Here is a 16,191-nt window from a genome sequence, read left to right on the forward strand (position 1 = left end):
CCGCGACTCGATGGTGCGGCCAGGTGGCCAGACAACCTTGGTCCCCGCCCCGCGGGACTTTCGGCCGACGCACCCGGTGGGCCGGCGCAATACCATCGAGGGTGTCGTGCTGTCGATGAAGGGGATGACCGATGCCACTGATTGACGACGGGGTTTCCATCCTGCCGGTGAACGAATGCTGGGACCTACTGGCGGGCGTGACGCTGGGCCGGCTGGTCACCAGCGTCGGCGGTCAACCCGAGATCTTCCCGGTCAATTACGTTGTCCAGCGCCATACTGTGCTGTTTCGCACCGCGGAGGGCACCAAGCTGGTCAGCACCGCGATCAACAACAAGGTGCTGTTCGAGGTCGACGACCACAACGTCGCCGAGGGATGGAGCGTGATCATCAAGGGCACCGCGCGCTCCCTTCACACCAACGAGGAGATCGAGGAGGCCGAGCGCGCCCAGGTCATGCCCTGGACGTCCTCGGAAAAGTCGCACTACGTGCGCATCATTCCCGAGATCGTCACGGGCCGCCGGTTCCGCTTCGGTGGTCCGGTGGACTGATCCCGCCGCTACCAGGGCCGCACGTGGCGTGGGCGCGGGACGAACTCCAGCGAGAGCAGCACCATCAACGCGGCCGGGATGTGGTGGGCACACAGCACCACGTAGCGCCGCTGCGACAGCGCGTGGAACTTGCGGAGGTAGCGGTACAGCGACTCCAGGCGGATCAGCGGGTCGAGCAAGTGGATCAGCCACAGCGCGATCCGCTGTAGCGGTCCGGGTTGCCCGGCTTCGAAGATCTCCGGGAACGCCGCGAATGCCAGCGAAAGACGCTGCCCTCCTGCGTCTTTCGCGTGAGCGATCATGTCGACGCTGAGCCGCTCGTCGACACCGTTGGGGGCGTCCGGGCGGCGAAACGGCACGTCGAGGCTGACTTCCGATCCCTCGCCGGCGGTCAGGTAGCGGTGAAACGCGACCACCCGCCCGCTGCGGTCGCGCGCCACGGCCAGGTCGACACCCGGGTAGCGGCCCTGCAGCGCGCCGTCGAGGTTCATGCAAAACCCGCGTTCGGTGCGCGCCGCGCGGTGAGCGGCGTACAGGACCTCGGTCAGCTCGGCCCGCATCGCACCGCTGAGCCCTTGTTCGTCGACGATCTCGGTCGTTACTCCGCAGTTGTGCGTGCGCTGCACCGCCTGGCGCAGATTGCGAAACCGGCGCCCCCTCAGGGTGAAATGGCGGATATCGACGACGACATCACGGCCGATCGGCACCGAAAGCATCGGCTGCCCCACCGTGTCCCTGCGCCACAACCGAAGGTGGGGTTCGCCGGCCGCCAACACGATGATCTGCCAACCCCGGCTGCGGCACATCCGGACGAAATCGGCTGCGAGCTCGTCGAATTGCGTCGCGTCGCCGATCGGGTCGCCGCTGACCACCGCGAACCCGAGCCGCGTGCGGTAAGCGATCGCCGCGGTCCCGTCCGCGTTGAGGTGATAGCTCTTGCTCGAATGCATGGCGAACGGCGCCAGCGGATCCCCCCGCGTGGCGTTGACCAGCCCCCACACCTGGCTCAGCAGCTCCGGCTGCGGCCGGCCCGTGGTCGGCAGCATCAGGGCGAGCCCGCTGCCCGCGATCAAGACATTGCCCAGCACCGCCCAGGACAGGAAATGCGCGCCCAGGCCGGCGCCCACCATGGCGGCCGCATACATCGCGTGCGCCGTGGTCACCGGCCGGCCGAGAAAGATACCGCGGGCGATGAGGGCGGCCGCGCCCAGCAGGGCCACCGACCAGGCGAACCGGCCCGGGGCGACGCGTTCGTAGCCGAGACGTTCTCGTGCGACCAGCACCACCAGCCACGCCAGGACGCACAGCAGCAGCAACACGCTGAGCCGACGCGCCGCAGGGACATCGGCACCCACCAGGACCCGTTCCCCGCCGGTTCGGCGGCTTCCGGGACTGATCTTCACGGCGCTCGCTAGCGCACGACGAGCACGGAGCATTCGGGGTGACGGAAGAGCGGATGCCCCTGCGGCCCGACCAATTGCGCGAGCTGGCGCGCCTCGTCGCCACCGATGACGGCGAGCTGGACCCTTTCGTCGTTGGCGCTGAGGTAGCGGGCTATGCCCTGCCTGGTGGTGATCGGGTAGACCCGCACCTCAGGAAAGTGGTCCCGCCATTGCGCCACCCGGCGTTCGAATGCGCCGTCGGCGTGCTCGGTGAGCTCCTCGGGACGGCCACCGAGGACCAGAATGGGCGCTCGGCGCAGTTTCGCCTCCGCCGCAGCATAATTCACGACGGTGTCGTTGCCCGGCGCGTCCGACATCCGGACCACGATCCAATTGACCTCCGGGGGTGGATGATCGGAGCCGGTCCGCACGACCGCGACCGGGCAGTGCGCCTTCTCGGCCAGTTCCGTCGCCGTCGAACCCACGATGGAGCGCGCGTAACGGCCGATGCCCACGCACCCGACGCAGATCATATCGGCCGCCGTGGACGCTTCCACCAGCACCGAACCGGAGGGGCCACGCGGCATGTCCGTTTCGACCGCGACCGGCTTGCCGGTGGCCTCGACCGCGAGCCTTGCTTGTAGGAGCGACTTCTCGGCATGCGCGACGTCGCGCTCGTAGTCGTCCGGCGACTCGTGCGTCGGCTTGACAACGGAGACCAGACGCAGCGGCACGCCGCGGGTGAGCGCCTCGTCGACAGCCCACAGCGCAGCCGCGATCGCCGCCGACGAACCGTCGATTCCGACCAGGATGGATTTCATCGTCCGACCCGTTCCCGTCAACTCGTCGCGGCAGAGGAGCGGACCGGCGGTGTCGGGTCGAGACGCTCCGCGCCGCGTCTGACCGCGAGCAGCAGCGCACGCGTCCCCAGCGCTATCACCGGCCTGGCCAATTCCAGGACGAACACCTCGCCCGGGTAACGCAAGGCGATTCGGGTGCGCGCGAGCAGTCGCACCCGGTCCTCCCAGTGCGGCTGCAGGTGAAAGGACAAGACCGCATTCCAGTGGGGCTCGGATCGCATGGCGTTGAGCACGACGTACTTTTCGGGCACGATCTCCGCGACGCGTAGCGTCACCCCGTCGGGCAACCCCAGCCATCCTTCGGGGGCCAGGCGGACCGCGTCGCCCACCCGGAGCCCCCCGGTATCGCCTTGCCCGACAGGGCTTCTGAAGCCGTCGATGTCGTCGCGTTCGCCCCTGTCCTGGGCCATTTGCAGCAGCCGGGACCAGACCGCGGATGCGGACGCGTCGACGTCGGTCGCCTCGGTGGTCTGGACCGCCGGGTCGCTCACCAGGCTGTCGCCGGGAAATCGCATCTGCGACTCCGCCTTGGTCGCGCCCCAGTTGCGGTAGTACCTGCGCGCGCAGTACAGGACGGCGAGCAGCGCGGTGGTCTGGACGATCCGCTTCGTCGTGTTGGCCATGGCGACAGTCTGCGCGGAGCGCCGCCACGCCTGCGAGAGTCCTTGGTCCCCGGTGAGCGCGCCGATGTGCTCTGCGGGCCGCGCTCAGCGCCCCTAGCCCGCCGGGGTGATCAGGCCGTAATGGCCGTCGTAGCGGAGGTATAACACGCTGGCGCAGCCGTAATCGGCGTGGATGAAGAACAGGAACGGCAGCCCCAGCGTGGCCAGCCGGTCGGCGGCTCCCTCTTCGGTGAGGCACGGCAGGGGTTGCCGGCTGAACGTCACGGGCAGCGCATGCTCACTCACCTGGCCGGCCAGGGCCGGCGCCGCCAGCGCCAGGCGGTAGCCCGTGGGACCGGCGCGATACAGCACACCGGCGATGCCGGTGCCTTTCTCCGTGAACAGGTGGAAGTCGTAGTCGAGCAGGTCCATCTCGTAGGCGGCGTCGTCGAGGGTGCAGGGCGCCATCGTGAACGACTTGCGCCGGATGACGCGGCGCTCGCCCGCCGGCCGGGGGAAGTAGCCCGGCCGGCGGGCCGGCTGGGATTCGTGGCGCCATTCGTCGGGGCCCGACGGTCGCTCGCCACGGCGTGCCTCCCGGTGCGCAGCGGTGCGTTCCAGGCGGCGATGCAACCGCGCCGCGAGGAGATCGACCGCTTCCCGCGCCGTGTCGGCCTGGACCTGGGCGCGCACCGGCCGGCCGTCGACGTCGAGGTTGGCCTGCGCGACGACGGGGCGCTGCACCGCCGGATCGCGATGCCTGGTGAGCCTCACGCGGGCGTGCCGCACCGGCCGGCTTGCGTAGCGCGTGAGCTCACCGACCTTGCTGCGGGCGTATTCGGCTTCCGCGGGAAGCACGTCGCGGGTGGCGACCTGGACGTCGATGTCTCGTGGTGACGGTGTGCCGTGGCGCATAGCTACAGTGCTACGTCACTAAACCGGTTGCGGGGCAGGGTCAAAGGTCACCGGAGCGCGAACGGCTCTCAGTGCAGCGCCGCCGCCCGCACCAGGTTGTCCTCGTGTTGGTCGCTGCTCTTGACCGCGCCGGTCTCACGCGCCAGGAAGGCGGTGAGTTCTCCGATCGCGGTCATCAGCGGAGCGGGGAAGACGATGGTGGTGTTCTTCTCGACGCCCAGTTCGATCAACGTCTGCAGGTTGCGCAGCTGCAGGGCCAGCGGGTGTCGCATCATGGTGTCCGAGGCGTCGCCGAGCGCCGCGGCCGCGCGCGCCTCCCCTTCCGCCGCAATGATTTTGGCCCGCTTCTCGCGCTCCGCCTCGGCCTCGCGCGCCATGGCGCGCTTCATGGTGTCCGGTAGCTGGATGTCCTTGAGCTCGACCAGGGTGACCTCCACGCCCCATTCCACCGTGGTGGCGTCGAGGATCTGGCGGATGCTGCCGTTGATCTTCTCGGTCTGGGCCAGCACCTCGTCGAGGGAATGCTGCCCGACGACGTTGCGGAGGGTCGTCTGCGCGATCTGATCGATGGCGGCATTGACGTTTTCGATGACGACGACGGCCTTGCGGGCATCGACGACGCGGAAGTAGGCGACCGCGGCGATGTCGACGCTCACGTTGTCGCGGGTGATGATGCCCTGCGACTGGATCGGCATGGTCACGATGCGCATCGAAATCCGCCACAGGTGGTCGATGACCGGAATGATCAGCCGCAACCCGGGTTCGCGGACGCCGATCACCCGCCCGAGCCGGAAATGCACACCGCGCTGGTATTCCTGCACCACCCTGATCGAGCCCAGGGCCAGCAATACCGCCACGACCACCGCGGCGATCACCACAGTGGCAGCAATATGAGTCATGAGGACCACCCCTCGATTCGGTCCACGGCCGCACCGGCAGTGCAGCTGTCCCTGACGCTAGGGCCGCGACGGTGCGCCGGTCAGCGGCCGAAAGTCCCAACCCGTCCGGCGAAAGGCCCTGGCTCGGGTCCGGCGGGACCGAACGCCCATGGTCAGGAAGCCGCCTGCGAGCCCGAGGCCCGTTTACGGACACGGGCGGCGAACGCGGCGGCCCGGTCGAGGTCCTGCTCGTTGGGCCGCCCCCTGTTGATACCGCCGATGAATCCGAACGGCCCCACCGTGTCGAACCCCCGGCAGGAGAAGGAGCCGATCACGTCGAAGCCCTTCTGTTCGAGCGTCTCCCGGATCGGCCGGTGGTAGCCCACCAGCGGAACCTCGCGGGCGCCGCTGGTGAAGAAGGTGAACGCCGCGGTGTGGTGTTCGGCGGCGGGCAGCCGGCGGACGAGCCTGCGCAGCCTGGCATCCATCATCATGTAGTAGATCCCGGAGCCGAAACCGACCAGGTCGTAGTCGCCGACAGTCCCGGGGTCGACGGACTCGGGCGTGACGACCTCGGCTTCCAGCACCCCGGCCATCCGGTCGGCGACCAGGCGGGTGTTGCCGTGGGATCTCGAAGCGCAGACGATCAGTGCCCTCATGGCCAACTCCTTCGCGACGGCGGCTCGGAAATCCCATGCTGCGTGCGGATTCGCCGGTGGGGTAAGGGCGCAAAGGCACCGCGGCCCGGGGCCTTGGTCACTTTGTGTCATCACCGCAGGTGAAACCCGGGAACGGGGACAAACGGAGGTCCTTCGCGGTCGGGACTTCGGTCCCTATCGACTCGGCGGGCGAACGGCTGGAATAGGGGATGTGACTGTGACAGCTCCCGCAGCGGAGCGCAATACCGTGGCGTCCGTTAGCGGCGCGCAAGTGATCGTCCTCGAGTCGCATCCCGCTTGGATCTCGGCCCGACGTCACGCCGCCGAGCTGCTCGAGGCCATGCACCGTCATCCGTCGTCGATGGGCCGCCCGGCCCGTCCGACTCGAGCACCGCTGCTGCGGCCCCTGCCATGACGGGAGAGCTGGTGGGTGCGCGGGTCCGGCGGAGGCCAGGTCGAACGATCGCATTGTCGGCGGCCGCCCTCATGCTGTGGGCGGGTGCGCCCGGCATGGCCGCCGCCGACAGCGGGCGTCCGCAACCCAAGCCGGAGGAACGGGCCGCGGCCTTGATTCGGCCGGCCATCATGTACCTCGCCGGTGAAGGTTACGGCCTGGTCCGGCTGCCCAGCGGTGAGGTCCTGTCCCAGTTCGGGCGAGGTTCCAGCATGCCTTTCCTGGCCACTTGGAACTGCACGGCTTTCGTCGTCAATCCCGACGGCTGGGTGGCGACGGCGGGTCATTGCGTCGACCCGGCGAGCGCCACGCTACTGATACTCAAGCGCGCCGCCGAGGAATACCGCAGCGAGTTTCCGGACGCGCCCGAATCCAGCGATCCAGCGACCACCATGGAGTGGCTGCAGAAGAACGCGCGGGTGGAAGGCGACACGCCCGGCCAGGGCCCGCACGTGGGCATCACGCTGATGTCCGGCAGCGGAACGAAACTCGCCGACAAGTTGGTCGCCAACATCGTCGACTTCCGGCCGCTCGGGAAGGGCGACGCCGCCCTCCTCAAGGTGGCCAAGGGCAACCTTCCGTCGTCCGAGCTCGACGTCGACGCCGACGTCACCATCGGTACGCCCGTTCTCGCGGTGGGCTTCCCCGAGAGCACCCAAACCGTCACCGGCGCTTCGCTCGACCCGACGTACAAGAGCGGCAAGGTCAACAAGAAATCCATCGCGGGATCGAACCCCGCGTACGAGATCGACGCCGCGATGACCGAAGGCATGAGCGGCGGCCCGACCATCGGGCTGAACGGCAAGGTGCTCGGACTGAACAGCTTCGCCCCCGCGGGCGAGACGCAGCCGTTCAATTTCATCGCGCCGGCCGACGGCGTGGCCGCGATACTGGCGAGCAAGGGCGTCAAGCCCATGCTCGGACCCGCTGACCGGTCCTATCGCAAGGGGCTCGCCGACTTCTACGCGGGTCGCTACACCGCTGCGATCAACGAATTCGACCAGACGCTGGCGATGTCGCCCGGCTACCCCGGCCTTGACGACCTGCGGACCAACGCGGCCAACCTGCGCCAGCAGTACGGCGACTTCTCCTCGCTGAGCGGCCGAAACCTGTTGTGGTACCTCGTGGTCAGCGTCGTGGCGGTGCTGGGCCTGGGCGCCGGCCTGACCTTCTTGGGACTCAGGACGCATCGCCGGATTCCGCCCGAACCCGACGTCCAACCCCTTCGGCTGATGCCCAGGCACGAGCTGGTCGCCGAGGAACCCCACTTCTGCGCTCATTGTGGGGCCGAACACCATCCGAGCGAACGGTTCTGCCCGAACTGCGGCAAACACATCGACCTCCCCACGGCGGCGCGGGGAACCGGGCTCATCTCCTGACCGACGCGCGCATCGCGATGAATGCCGCATTGTCAACCAGATTGGCGACCAGGTTCGACGACGCGCTCGCTCGCACCCGAACGGCCCTGGCGCAGCACGGGTTCGGCGTCCTGACCGAAATCGACGTCAGAGCGACGCTGCGCGATCAGCTCGGGGTGGATATGGAGGACTACCGGATCCTCGGTGCGTGCAATCCGGCCGTGGCGCATCGAGCCATCAGTGTGGATCGAGAGATCGGGCTCATACTGCCGTGCAACGTGCTGGTGCGCGCCGACCGGGGCGCCGCGGGGACGGTGATCGTCGAGGCGATGGATCCCAGGCTCGTGATCGAGGTCACCGGCGAGCCGGCCCTCATCGCCCTCGCCGCCGAGCTCACCGCGAACGTGTGTGCCGCGATCGCGTCGTTGACCGAAAGCCGTTGATCTCGGCGGTGACCATGTCGACCAGCACCGGCACGGCCGCGGCGACCCGCGGGGTCAGCCCGGTGCCCGGGCCGGTGTCTGCCGCCTCGACGGCGAACACCACCACCGCGTCGGGCACCCGCCCGAGCGCTCGACCCAGCGCGTGAGTGCGGCCGACGTCGACCCTGTGCGAGCTCAATCCGTCGGGCTGGTCGGGCACTTCGCTCGGCTCATAGCGATGGATGCGACCCGGCGTGGCGTTGTCGGCGACCGCCGCGTCGATGACCACGGCCAGCCCCGCGCCCGTCCACGCCTCGAGGAGACCGATCGGCTCCGCGATGCCGGTTGTCACAACGACGTTCGGCCAAGCGAGGTCGCCGAGCGCGGTGGCGGCGGCGACACCGACGCCGTCGTCTCGCCGGTAGCAGTTGCCGAGCCCGATCACGGCAACCGGTCGGTCATCCTCGCTCACTGTCGCTGCACCGTGAGGGTCAGGAAGTGCGCCGAGCAGGAAATGCAGGGATCGTAACTGCGAATCACCCGCTCACACAGGGCCGTCAGCGCGGCATCATCGAGGGCGAGGTTGTCGGACACCACCCGGGCTAGATCCGCTTCGATGGCGGCCTGGTTCTGCGATGTCGGCGGGATGATCGTCGCCGCGGAGACCAGCCCGCCGTGATCGATGTCGTAGCGGTGATACAGCAGGCCGCGGGGCGCCTCGCTGACGCCGTGCCCGGTTCCCGGCCGGGCCGGGACGTCGACGAAAGGCCGTGGCGGCCGCTCGTATTCGTCGATGATGCGCAGGGCCTCCTCGATCGCGTAGACGACCTCGACCGCGCGAACGATGATGCTGCGGAACGGGTTTCGACATTGGTTTGAGAGCCCGGCCGCGGCTGCCGCCTGGGCCGCGATCGGTGAAAGAGCCGACGAGTTCAGGCTATAGCGCGCCAAGGGGCCGGTGAGGTAGCGGCCGCCGTCCAGTGTCGCGTGCAGGGCGGTGGAATGGGGCACCTGCGACTCACGCACGTGCTCGGTGAAGTCGGCCACCGGAAACGACTCCCCGGCGCTGCGCGCGATGACGCCGTTCTCGATCGGATAGAGGTCGCTGCGGCTCAGCGCCAACATCTCATGGTCGAGTTCGAGATCGGGGAAGTCGAAACCGGCCACCCACTCGACCGTCGCGACCGCGTCGTCCAGCGCCCCGCGCAACTGCTCGGCGACGGGAGCGAACTGCGAGCGGCTGGGCACCGAATAGAACCCGCCCAGCCGCACGTTGATCGGGTGTATCGATCGCCCACCGACGAAGTCCATCAGCGCATTGCCCGCCTTCTTCAGTCGCAGGCCGCGTTCGACGATCTCGCGCTCGTCGCGGGCCAGCGCGATCGCGTCGGGGTAGCCAAGGAAGTCGGGTGCATGCAGGAGATAGATGTGCAGCATGTGGCTGTGGATCCATTCGCCGCAGTACAGCAGCCGGCGCAGCGCGACGAGCTCTGGGTCCACCTCCACGCCGCAGGCGCTTTCGATCGCGTTGCAGGCGCTCACCTGGTAGGCGACCGGGCAGATTCCGCATACCCGGGCGGTGAGATCCGGCGGCTCGGTGTAGGCGCGTCCCCGCAGAAACGCCTCGAAAAATCGTGGCGGCTCATAGATGTTCAATTCGACGGTCTGCAGCGCGCCGTCCTTCAGCGTGACATGCAGCGCCCCTTCGCCTTCCACGCGGGTCAGGGTGCCGACGGACAGCGTGCGGGTCTCCGGGTTCACGGCTTGCTCCGCGCACTGTCTCGTTCGGCGGCGAACTTCGCGACGTTGAACGTCGAGAACACCCGGTCGACGTCACCGTCGGACATCCCGTCGCGGCGCAGCAGCGGAATCAGTGTCCCGATTTGCGGCGTCGCCGCCGGGCCGAAACAGCCGTAGCAGCCACGACGATGACTGGGGCACAACGCCCCACAGCCGGCGTGGGTGACCGGGCCCAGGCACGGGGTGCCGTCGGCGACCAGCACACACGTCACCCCGCGCATTTTGCACTCGGTGCACACCGTCTTGGCCGGCAGCCGCGGCTTGCGCCCGATCAGCAGCGCGGCGAGGGTATCCAGCAGCTGGCCGCGGTCGATCGGGCAGCCCTGCACCTGGTAATCGACCTTGACGTGCGCGGCCGCCGGGGTGGACGTCGCCAGCGTGTCGATGTAGTCGGGCCTGGCGTAGACGACGGAGGCGAACTCGTCGACGTCGGCGAAGTTGCGCAGCGCCTGCACTCCCCCGGCCGTCGCGCACGCGCCGATGGTGACCAGCACCTTGGATTGTTCACGGATCTCGCGGATCCGTTGCGCGTCGTGATGGGTGGTGACGGACCCCTCGACGAGTGACACGTCGTAGGGTCCGCCGACCATCGAGCTCGACGCCTCGGCGAAGGTAGCGATCTGCACCTGGTCGGCGAGGGTCAGCAACTCGTCCTCGCAGTCGAGCAGCGTCAGCTGGCAACCGTCGCAGGACGCGAACTTCCACACGGCCAAAGTGGGGCCCATTACAGCTCCTTGACTGTCAATAGCGGACCGGCGACGTCGTAACCGACGACCGGCCCGTCGCGGCACACCAGCAACTGGCCCAGCTGGCAGTGGCCGCACGTTCCGATCCCGCATTGCATGTTGCGCTCCAGCGATACCCGAATATCGTTGGCGGCCATGCCTTTGGCCAACAACGCCTCCGCGACGAACCGCAGCATCGGCTCCGGGCCGCACAGAAAGGCGGTGGTGCGGCCGGGATTCAGCGCGAGCCGCTTCAGCGGCTCGGTGACCAGGCCGACTTCGCCGCGCCAGCCGTGGACCGGGACGTCGACGGTCAAGTGCAGTTCGATCTGCGGGTCGGCGGACCACTTCTCGAGCTGGGCGGCGAACACGAAGTCGTCGCGCGAGCGGGCGCCCGCGATCAGGATCAGCTTGCCGTAGCGCGCGCGCTCGGCCAACGCGCCCAGTATCGCCGGGCGCAGCGGGCACAATCCCACGCCGCCGGCGACCATGACCAGGTCTCGCCCGGCGGCCTCCTCGAGCCCCCAGGTGGTGCCGAACGGGCCGCGCACCCCGATGACGGCGCCCGGCTGCGCGTCGTGCAGGGCGCGGCTCACCGCCCCGACCGCGCGAATGGTGTGCGTGATCGAGCCGTCGGTGACCGTGGGATCGCCGCTGATCGAGATCGCCGCCTCCCCGATGCCGAAGGCGTACAGCATCATGAACTCCCCGGGCTGCGGCGTGCGCAGGACTTCGCCGAGCGGTTCGAGGCACAGTGTCGCCGAATCGGGGCTTTCCACGACGCGGCTGCGTACCCGGTAGGGGTTGGGCGCCATCGGGGACGGTGGTGGGCCGTCAGTCATCGCGGGCCATCTTGTTCATCTCTTCGGTGATGTCGATCCCGGTGGGGCACCAGGCGATACACCGCCCGCAGCCGACACAGCCGGACATGTCGAACTGGTCGTGCCAGGTGCCCAGCTTGTGGGTGATCCAATGCCGGTACCGCGACTCCGGGGACTGGCGCACGCTGCCGCCGCCGTGCACGTAGGTGAAATCGAACTCGTAGCACGACGCCCAGTGCTGCCAGCGCTCGGCATGCTCGCCGGTCAGGTCGCTGACGTCTTCGGTGCTGGTGCAGTAACAGGTGGGGCACACCATCGTGCAGTTGCCGCACGTCAGGCAGCGACTGGCGACCTCCTCCCACTGTGGCGACTCGCGCGAGCGAAGCAGCAGGGCGCGCAGGTCGGTGTCCGGCATCTGGCGGCCCATCCGGTGGGACGCGGCCTGCACCGCGGCGTGCGCCGAATCGATCTCCGCATCGTCGGCACCCCGATGGGGAACGGCCGCAAGGACGTCGGCACCCTCGTCGGTGCCCACCTCGACCACATAGGTCACACCATCGCCGTCGGGCCGCTCGGTCAGGGACAAGTCGTAGCCGGGGCCGGCCGCGGGGCCGGTGCCCATCGAGGCGCAGAAGCACAACCCGCCCGGCTCCGTACAATTCACCGCGACCACGAAGATCTGCCGATGCCGGCGGACGAAGGAGTTGTCGGGGAACTGGCCACGGCCGAGGACCCGGTCGAGCGTCGCGATCGCGGCCAGGTCACACCCACGCACTCCCAGGAACGCGTACCGCGGAACCTCCTCGTCGGAATCGGCGGTGCTGAACCCGTCTCGGCTGCCGGACCACAGCCGGCGCCGCGGGGGGTGCAGGAACTGCTTCCATGACTGGGGCCCCGCCGAATGCCCGAAGGCCGCGTCGTCGTCGCGCCGGCGCACCCGGTAATGCCCCGGGGCCACGTCGACGCCCCACCCCCACGGCAGGTCCGCCGCGGAGTCGAGTTCGTCGAGGACGATGGCGTCATCCCGCAAGGTCGGACCGACGACGCGGTATCCGCGCTCGACCAGGACCTCGACGAGGCGGTGCAGCCCGGCGGTGTCCAACGATGCGGCACCGGAATCTTCGCCGTCTCCGCTCATCGCCACATCATCCGCCAATTCGACTGTGCTGTATAGGGGTTGACAACGGGGCCACCGACTACCAGGTCTCAGCGAACAGCTCGAGGTCACGTTCCCACAGGGCGTCGCGAGCCCGGTCCAGCCGCGATCGGACGACGGCGACGAGCGCCGCCATCACCATGATCGCCGACAGCGCGGTCACCACCGCCACGCCGACCGCCTCGCCCGCGGCGAGCCAGGTCGGGGTGGGCGCGACCACCGGATCGCCGTTCCGGTCCACCCAGATTTCCACGGTTCCGCCCGCCTCGGCGCGCTCGGCGAGTTCCAGCGGCCCGCCGCGCTCGCCGGTCGGTCCCGGCCACTTCGCCTGCACGACGGTCAGACCCAGGTCCTCGACCCTGGCGTCGACCACCCTTGCCGTCACGCGGTGGCGTTCGTGCGCCTCTCGGGTGTACACCCGATCCCGCGCCTCGTAGGTCACCGCGCCGACCACACCGGCCACGGGGACGGCGATCAGGGTCACGACCAGCGCGACGAGAAGGACCAGGGCCTCGATGCGGTCCGTCCGGCGAAGCAACGGGTTACGACCGCAAAGCCGTGCCACCCGCCAGCGGCGCGGGTCCAACGTGAACGTGTCCATGGTTTCCTTTGCGCCGCAATCGTTTTGAATGCATCCGCCGTCTCAGTGGACGACCTGGTGCTCGTGATCGACCGCCCACTCGACGAAGTCCGACAGCTCGCGCCGCGGTGTCGCCGGCAAGGGGTCGGCGTTGATCGGCGCCCAGCCCACCCGGAGCAGCATCTGCGGATAGCTGCTGTCGCCGAAGATGTCGGATTGGACCGCCGCGCGCGTTTCGGGCGTTTCCAACGGTTCGGTCACCGGGCAGCTGGCCAGCCCCAGTGAGGTCGCGGTGAGGAGCACGACGCTGGTGGCCTCGCCGGCCCGCAGCTGGGCCAGGCGGTCGTCGTTGCGGGTGCCCAGGGCAAGGACGACGGCGTTGTCCTCGGCCGAGGACGAGTCCGGCGGCATGGGCAGCACCGCCCCGGCGAAGAACCGGCCCGGAATCTTCGCGGCCGGATCCGGCACGGGCGTGTTGCGCGCGGGGACGCCGGCCACCGACGCGTAGCGCCCACTCCATGTCGTGAGCTCGGCAAGATAGTCCTGGCTCAAGTGATCCCGGACGGATTGGGCGACGATGTTGCGCAGATTGTCGAGGTCTTCGACTTGGCACAGGGTCACGCCGCTTCGCGCCGCCCGCGCCGCCATCAGGGCCACATCGCCGACCGGCACCGGCCACGAGCTGTAGTAGCGGCGGTCGGTTCGCCGCCGCGGTATCGCGGCGGCCAGCGCTATGTCGACGGTGTCCGCGCGGTGTGGCGAAAGTTCGATTGCCGCCAGGTGGCTGGGGTCGGCGGGATTCGGGAGCCGGGTCACCTTGGAGAGCCACCCGACCGCCGCGAGCGCGACGACGCAGTGATGCAGCGCCGCACCGCAACTCAACATGAGATCCCGGCCGTCCGGGTCGGTGTTGGGCAGTTGCCGACTCGCGTCCGAATACAGATGCAGACTCGCCGCGTCCACGCGCCACCGCCACGGTTGGGTGTTGTGCACCGAAGGTGCCCGGGATGCCAAACTCAAGACCGTCCGGACCGTGCCGGCATCCGGAAATCGAGTGTTCATGGCGGTCGTTCCCTTCGGATATCGCTTCGTGCTGTCTACGATTGCGGATTTGCAGCCCGCCCGGCCAGAGCAGGACGGCACTAGGCCGAGGGACTTTGGGCCAATCCGGTAGCTACGCGGCCGCCGAGATCGCCACGTCGACGGACAGCTGATCGCCGATGGCATAGGCCACCGCCCAGTCACCCACGCACGCCGCCCGGGCCAGCTCGTCGACCAGGGGGCTGTGGGCGCCGAGCTCCGCCAGCCATGCCGACACGAGGGGAGCGATCTCGTGACCCGGGACCCGGACGGTGCGCCCGCAGTGCAGGCGATCGGTAACCCGGAACATCGTGGCGGTCGGCAGGGGCCGCAGATGGTGGCGTCGTGTGGTGAACCTCATCACGGCCTCCTCGATCGAGCGTGGGTTCCATCCGACCACTCACCCGGTTGCGGCCACAGGGCCGAACGCAACCGGATGGCGAGTGCTTCAGTCGTGCGTTCGAGGATGCGGAGGTCCCGCGGCGGTAGGGCCTTTGGTCACCTGGTTGCGCGACGCGACCGCGCCGGCGATCGAGGCGGCGGCGATCGTCAGCAAGGCGCCGAACATCAGCGCGGAGGCTTCACCGGCGACCAGCAGGTGTTCCTCGGTGCCGATGGTGGCGGCGGCCACCGGCACGCCGAGCTGAGCCGCCGAGAGCACCGCCAGGGTGAACGGTTGACCGAGCAACCTGCCCACGCAGTGCGCCAGCACGGCTCCGAGCCCCAGGCCCGCGCCGAGCAGGATGAGTTTCGGGTGGGCACCCAGCTCGCGTACCTGCAGCGAGGCGCCCAGCCAGACGAAGAACAGCGGGCTGAAGAAACCCTCGGTGATCCCGAACAGCTGACGGGCCAGCCGGCGCGGTTCGCCGACCATGCCGACCACCAGGCCCACCGCGAAGCCGGCCAGCATGACGGACACGTGCGTGCTGACGGCGAGCGCGGCCAGGGCGAACAGCACGATGAGGTTGGTCCGCAGTTCGAGCGCGAACCGGCGGTTTTCGGAGTAGACGTGCATGCGGCGCCGCCAGCCGCCGGCGTCGGACCGGCGCAGCACCACATACAGCAGCACTGAGCAGCCGGCCACCGCCAGCGCGCCGAGCGCGGCGGCGCCCGCATGCCGGAGGTCGATCACCAACGGCAGCAGGACGATACCGGCCGCGTCGGCGACCGCGATCTGCGCCGTGACGGCAACGACCTGCGGCCCCCGCAGCCGCAGCGAGTCGATCACCGGAAGTGCCAGCGCCGCCGACGAGGAGGCCATGAGGACCGCGTACATGGCCGCGTGGCCGGTCCCGAAGGCCGCCGCAAGCCCGGCGGCGAACGCCGCCGCGACGGCGCCGGCCAGCGTCGCCCGCGCCAGCGCCTGCGGTAGCGACGCGCGCAGCGTGCCGGCGCCGACCGGGACGTGGGTGCCCACGACGAACATGACCAGGGCGAAGCCGACGTTGGCGAGCAGCTGGAACGTCGGGTTGGTCACGTCGACGACGTTCAAACCGGTCCGACCGACGACGAGCCCCGCGATCAGCTCACCGATGACCACCGGTATCCGAAGGCGCGGCACCGCGGCCAGCAGCGGACCGGCCAACCCGATGGCCGTCAGCAGGGCCAGGGTGTGGAAGCCAAACCCCGGCACGTCAGCGGTCCCCGCGCGCCAGCATCAAGACATTCTGCATTCTTCGGGGCGCGGTTCTAGGGATTGATCGTGTTGTCCCCGACCTGGCGTCCCCAGACGTACTCGATCGCGTACGGCGATCCGGTGTCGAGGTGGTTGTACGGCGCGATGCTGTTGCCGGTGTCCATCACTAATTCCGGTGCGGGCCACAGGTGGCGGGTGATGGGCTGCCAGCACCCCGGGGCGCCGCCGGGTCCGCCGTGCGCGTTCACCCGCGGCAGGTTCTCCGGGTAGGTGTACGGGTTGGGCGCGCCGCCGACCACGCCGGCCAGCCCGCCG

The 16,191-nt window shown here is 69.1% G+C and carries 18 protein-coding genes and 1 pseudogene; 3 read left to right on the forward strand and 16 right to left on the reverse strand.

The annotated features are described in order from the left end of the window. Window positions 1-131: 131 nt before the first annotated feature. A complete protein-coding gene (locus A5692_RS12750) occupies window positions 132-548 on the forward strand; it encodes a pyridoxamine 5'-phosphate oxidase family protein (RefSeq protein WP_068056473.1) in 417 nt (138 codons plus the stop codon). A gap of 8 nt (window positions 549-556) precedes the next feature. Here A5692_RS12750 and A5692_RS12755 read toward each other — a convergent pair whose 3' ends face one another. The 6 genes from A5692_RS12755 to A5692_RS12780 form a co-directional block, all read right to left on the reverse strand. Further along, window positions 557-1,984, reverse strand: coding sequence for a bifunctional lysylphosphatidylglycerol flippase/synthetase MprF (locus A5692_RS12755; protein ID WP_068056475.1), 1,428 nt, complete (start codon window positions 1,982-1,984; stop codon window positions 557-559). Then, window positions 1,960-2,751: a universal stress protein gene (locus A5692_RS12760; RefSeq protein ID WP_068056478.1), complete on the reverse strand. Its 792-nt coding sequence runs from the start codon at window positions 2,749-2,751 to the stop codon at window positions 1,960-1,962. Before A5692_RS12760 ends, A5692_RS12755 begins: the two co-directional genes overlap by 25 nt. Before the next feature lie 17 nt (window positions 2,752-2,768). Continuing rightward, a complete protein-coding gene (locus A5692_RS12765; protein WP_068056480.1) occupies window positions 2,769-3,413 on the reverse strand; it encodes a hypothetical protein in 645 nt (214 codons plus the stop codon). 93 nt (window positions 3,414-3,506) lie between these two features. After that, window positions 3,507-4,307, reverse strand: coding sequence for an HPF/RaiA family ribosome-associated protein (locus A5692_RS12770; RefSeq protein WP_068056482.1), 801 nt, complete (start codon window positions 4,305-4,307; stop codon window positions 3,507-3,509). A 68-nt stretch (window positions 4,308-4,375) separates the two neighbouring features. Continuing rightward, on the reverse strand, window positions 4,376-5,206 hold the full coding sequence (locus tag A5692_RS12775; RefSeq protein ID WP_068056508.1) for a slipin family protein: 831 nt from the start codon (window positions 5,204-5,206) through the stop codon (window positions 4,376-4,378). Window positions 5,207-5,358: 152 nt separating this feature from the next. Continuing rightward, complete coding sequence (locus tag A5692_RS12780) at window positions 5,359-5,844, reverse strand: flavodoxin family protein (protein ID WP_068056484.1); 486 nt, start codon at window positions 5,842-5,844, stop codon at window positions 5,359-5,361. A gap of 468 nt (window positions 5,845-6,312) precedes the next feature. Between A5692_RS12780 and A5692_RS12785 the strand changes: the two genes are divergently transcribed. Both A5692_RS12785 and A5692_RS12790 read left to right on the forward strand, forming a co-directional pair. After that, window positions 6,313-7,677, forward strand: coding sequence for a trypsin-like peptidase domain-containing protein (locus tag A5692_RS12785; RefSeq protein WP_231984313.1), 1,365 nt, complete (start codon window positions 6,313-6,315; stop codon window positions 7,675-7,677). Between the two features lie 17 nt (window positions 7,678-7,694). After that, window positions 7,695-8,099 (forward strand): DUF302 domain-containing protein, encoded by a 405-nt coding sequence (locus A5692_RS12790; RefSeq protein WP_068056488.1) that lies wholly within the window; start codon window positions 7,695-7,697, stop codon window positions 8,097-8,099. Here A5692_RS12790 and A5692_RS12795 read toward each other — a convergent pair. The 10 genes and pseudogenes from A5692_RS12795 to A5692_RS12840 all read right to left on the reverse strand — a co-directional run. Next, window positions 8,050-8,550 carry a hydrogenase maturation protease gene (locus A5692_RS12795; RefSeq protein WP_068056490.1) on the reverse strand — a complete coding sequence of 167 codons (501 nt, stop codon included), beginning with the start codon at window positions 8,548-8,550 and terminating at the stop codon, window positions 8,050-8,052. The two genes, A5692_RS12790 and A5692_RS12795, sit on opposite strands and share 50 nt — an antisense overlap. Continuing rightward, window positions 8,547-9,839, reverse strand: coding sequence for a Ni/Fe hydrogenase subunit alpha (locus A5692_RS12800; RefSeq protein ID WP_068056492.1), 1,293 nt, complete (start codon window positions 9,837-9,839; stop codon window positions 8,547-8,549). Before A5692_RS12800 ends, A5692_RS12795 begins: the two co-directional genes overlap by 4 nt. Then, window positions 9,836-10,603, reverse strand: coding sequence for an oxidoreductase (locus A5692_RS12805; protein ID WP_067919841.1), 768 nt, complete (start codon window positions 10,601-10,603; stop codon window positions 9,836-9,838). Before A5692_RS12805 ends, A5692_RS12800 begins: the two co-directional genes overlap by 4 nt. Continuing rightward, window positions 10,603-11,418: an FAD/NAD(P)-binding protein gene (locus A5692_RS12810; protein WP_156766058.1), complete on the reverse strand. Its 816-nt coding sequence runs from the start codon at window positions 11,416-11,418 to the stop codon at window positions 10,603-10,605. The genes A5692_RS12805 and A5692_RS12810 overlap by 1 nt, the downstream gene beginning before the upstream one ends. A 19-nt stretch (window positions 11,419-11,437) precedes the next feature. Then, window positions 11,438-12,562 carry a 4Fe-4S dicluster domain-containing protein gene (locus A5692_RS12815; protein ID WP_068056496.1) on the reverse strand — a complete coding sequence of 375 codons (1,125 nt, stop codon included), beginning with the start codon at window positions 12,560-12,562 and terminating at the stop codon, window positions 11,438-11,440. A 58-nt stretch (window positions 12,563-12,620) separates the two neighbouring features. Next, a complete protein-coding gene (locus A5692_RS12820) occupies window positions 12,621-13,181 on the reverse strand; it encodes a hypothetical protein (protein WP_068056497.1) in 561 nt (186 codons plus the stop codon). Window positions 13,182-13,223: 42 nt separating this feature from the next. Beyond that, window positions 13,224-14,222 carry an NAD(P)H nitroreductase gene (locus A5692_RS12825; protein ID WP_068056500.1) on the reverse strand — a complete coding sequence of 333 codons (999 nt, stop codon included), beginning with the start codon at window positions 14,220-14,222 and terminating at the stop codon, window positions 13,224-13,226. Between the two features lie 112 nt (window positions 14,223-14,334). Next, a complete protein-coding gene (locus tag A5692_RS12830) occupies window positions 14,335-14,601 on the reverse strand; it encodes a hypothetical protein (RefSeq protein ID WP_068056510.1) in 267 nt (88 codons plus the stop codon). A gap of 87 nt (window positions 14,602-14,688) precedes the next feature. Further along, window positions 14,689-15,873, reverse strand: coding sequence for a cation:proton antiporter (locus tag A5692_RS12835; protein ID WP_068056502.1), 1,185 nt, complete (start codon window positions 15,871-15,873; stop codon window positions 14,689-14,691). 56 nt (window positions 15,874-15,929) lie between these two features. Next, window positions 15,930-16,191 (reverse strand): annotated as a pseudogene (locus tag A5692_RS12840) (MCE family protein); the annotation flags it as partial.

The organism is Mycobacterium sp. E342 (assembly GCF_001667665.1).
Classification (GTDB): Bacteria; Actinomycetota; Actinomycetes; order Mycobacteriales; family Mycobacteriaceae; genus Mycobacterium.

What these genes read in the sequence shown, in the direction of transcription:
- A5692_RS12830 (WP_068056510.1), bottom strand. Translation starts at nt 14,601, where the DNA reads ATGAGGTTCACCACACGACGCCACCATCTGCGGCCCCTGCCGACCGCC.
- A5692_RS12770 (WP_068056482.1), bottom strand. Translation starts at nt 4,307, where the DNA reads ATGCGCCACGGCACACCGTCACCACGAGACATCGACGTCCAGGTCGCC.
- A5692_RS12765 (WP_068056480.1), bottom strand. Translation starts at nt 3,413, where the DNA reads ATGGCCAACACGACGAAGCGGATCGTCCAGACCACCGCGCTGCTCGCC.
- A5692_RS12810 (WP_156766058.1), bottom strand. Translation starts at nt 11,418, where the DNA reads ATGGCGCCCAACCCCTACCGGGTACGCAGCCGCGTCGTGGAAAGCCCC.
- A5692_RS12805 (WP_067919841.1), bottom strand. Translation starts at nt 10,603, where the DNA reads ATGGGCCCCACTTTGGCCGTGTGGAAGTTCGCGTCCTGCGACGGTTGC.
- A5692_RS12825 (WP_068056500.1), bottom strand. Translation starts at nt 14,222, where the DNA reads ATGAACACTCGATTTCCGGATGCCGGCACGGTCCGGACGGTCTTGAGT.
- A5692_RS12790 (WP_068056488.1), top strand. Translation starts at nt 7,695, where the DNA reads ATGAATGCCGCATTGTCAACCAGATTGGCGACCAGGTTCGACGACGCG.
- A5692_RS12750 (WP_068056473.1), top strand. Translation starts at nt 132, where the DNA reads ATGCCACTGATTGACGACGGGGTTTCCATCCTGCCGGTGAACGAATGC.
- A5692_RS12760 (WP_068056478.1), bottom strand. Translation starts at nt 2,751, where the DNA reads ATGAAATCCATCCTGGTCGGAATCGACGGTTCGTCGGCGGCGATCGCG.
- A5692_RS12780 (WP_068056484.1), bottom strand. Translation starts at nt 5,844, where the DNA reads ATGAGGGCACTGATCGTCTGCGCTTCGAGATCCCACGGCAACACCCGC.
- A5692_RS12820 (WP_068056497.1), bottom strand. Translation starts at nt 13,181, where the DNA reads ATGGACACGTTCACGTTGGACCCGCGCCGCTGGCGGGTGGCACGGCTT.
- A5692_RS12775 (WP_068056508.1), bottom strand. Translation starts at nt 5,206, where the DNA reads ATGACTCATATTGCTGCCACTGTGGTGATCGCCGCGGTGGTCGTGGCG.
- A5692_RS12755 (WP_068056475.1), bottom strand. Translation starts at nt 1,984, where the DNA reads ATGCTCCGTGCTCGTCGTGCGCTAGCGAGCGCCGTGAAGATCAGTCCC.
- A5692_RS12815 (WP_068056496.1), bottom strand. Translation starts at nt 12,562, where the DNA reads ATGAGCGGAGACGGCGAAGATTCCGGTGCCGCATCGTTGGACACCGCC.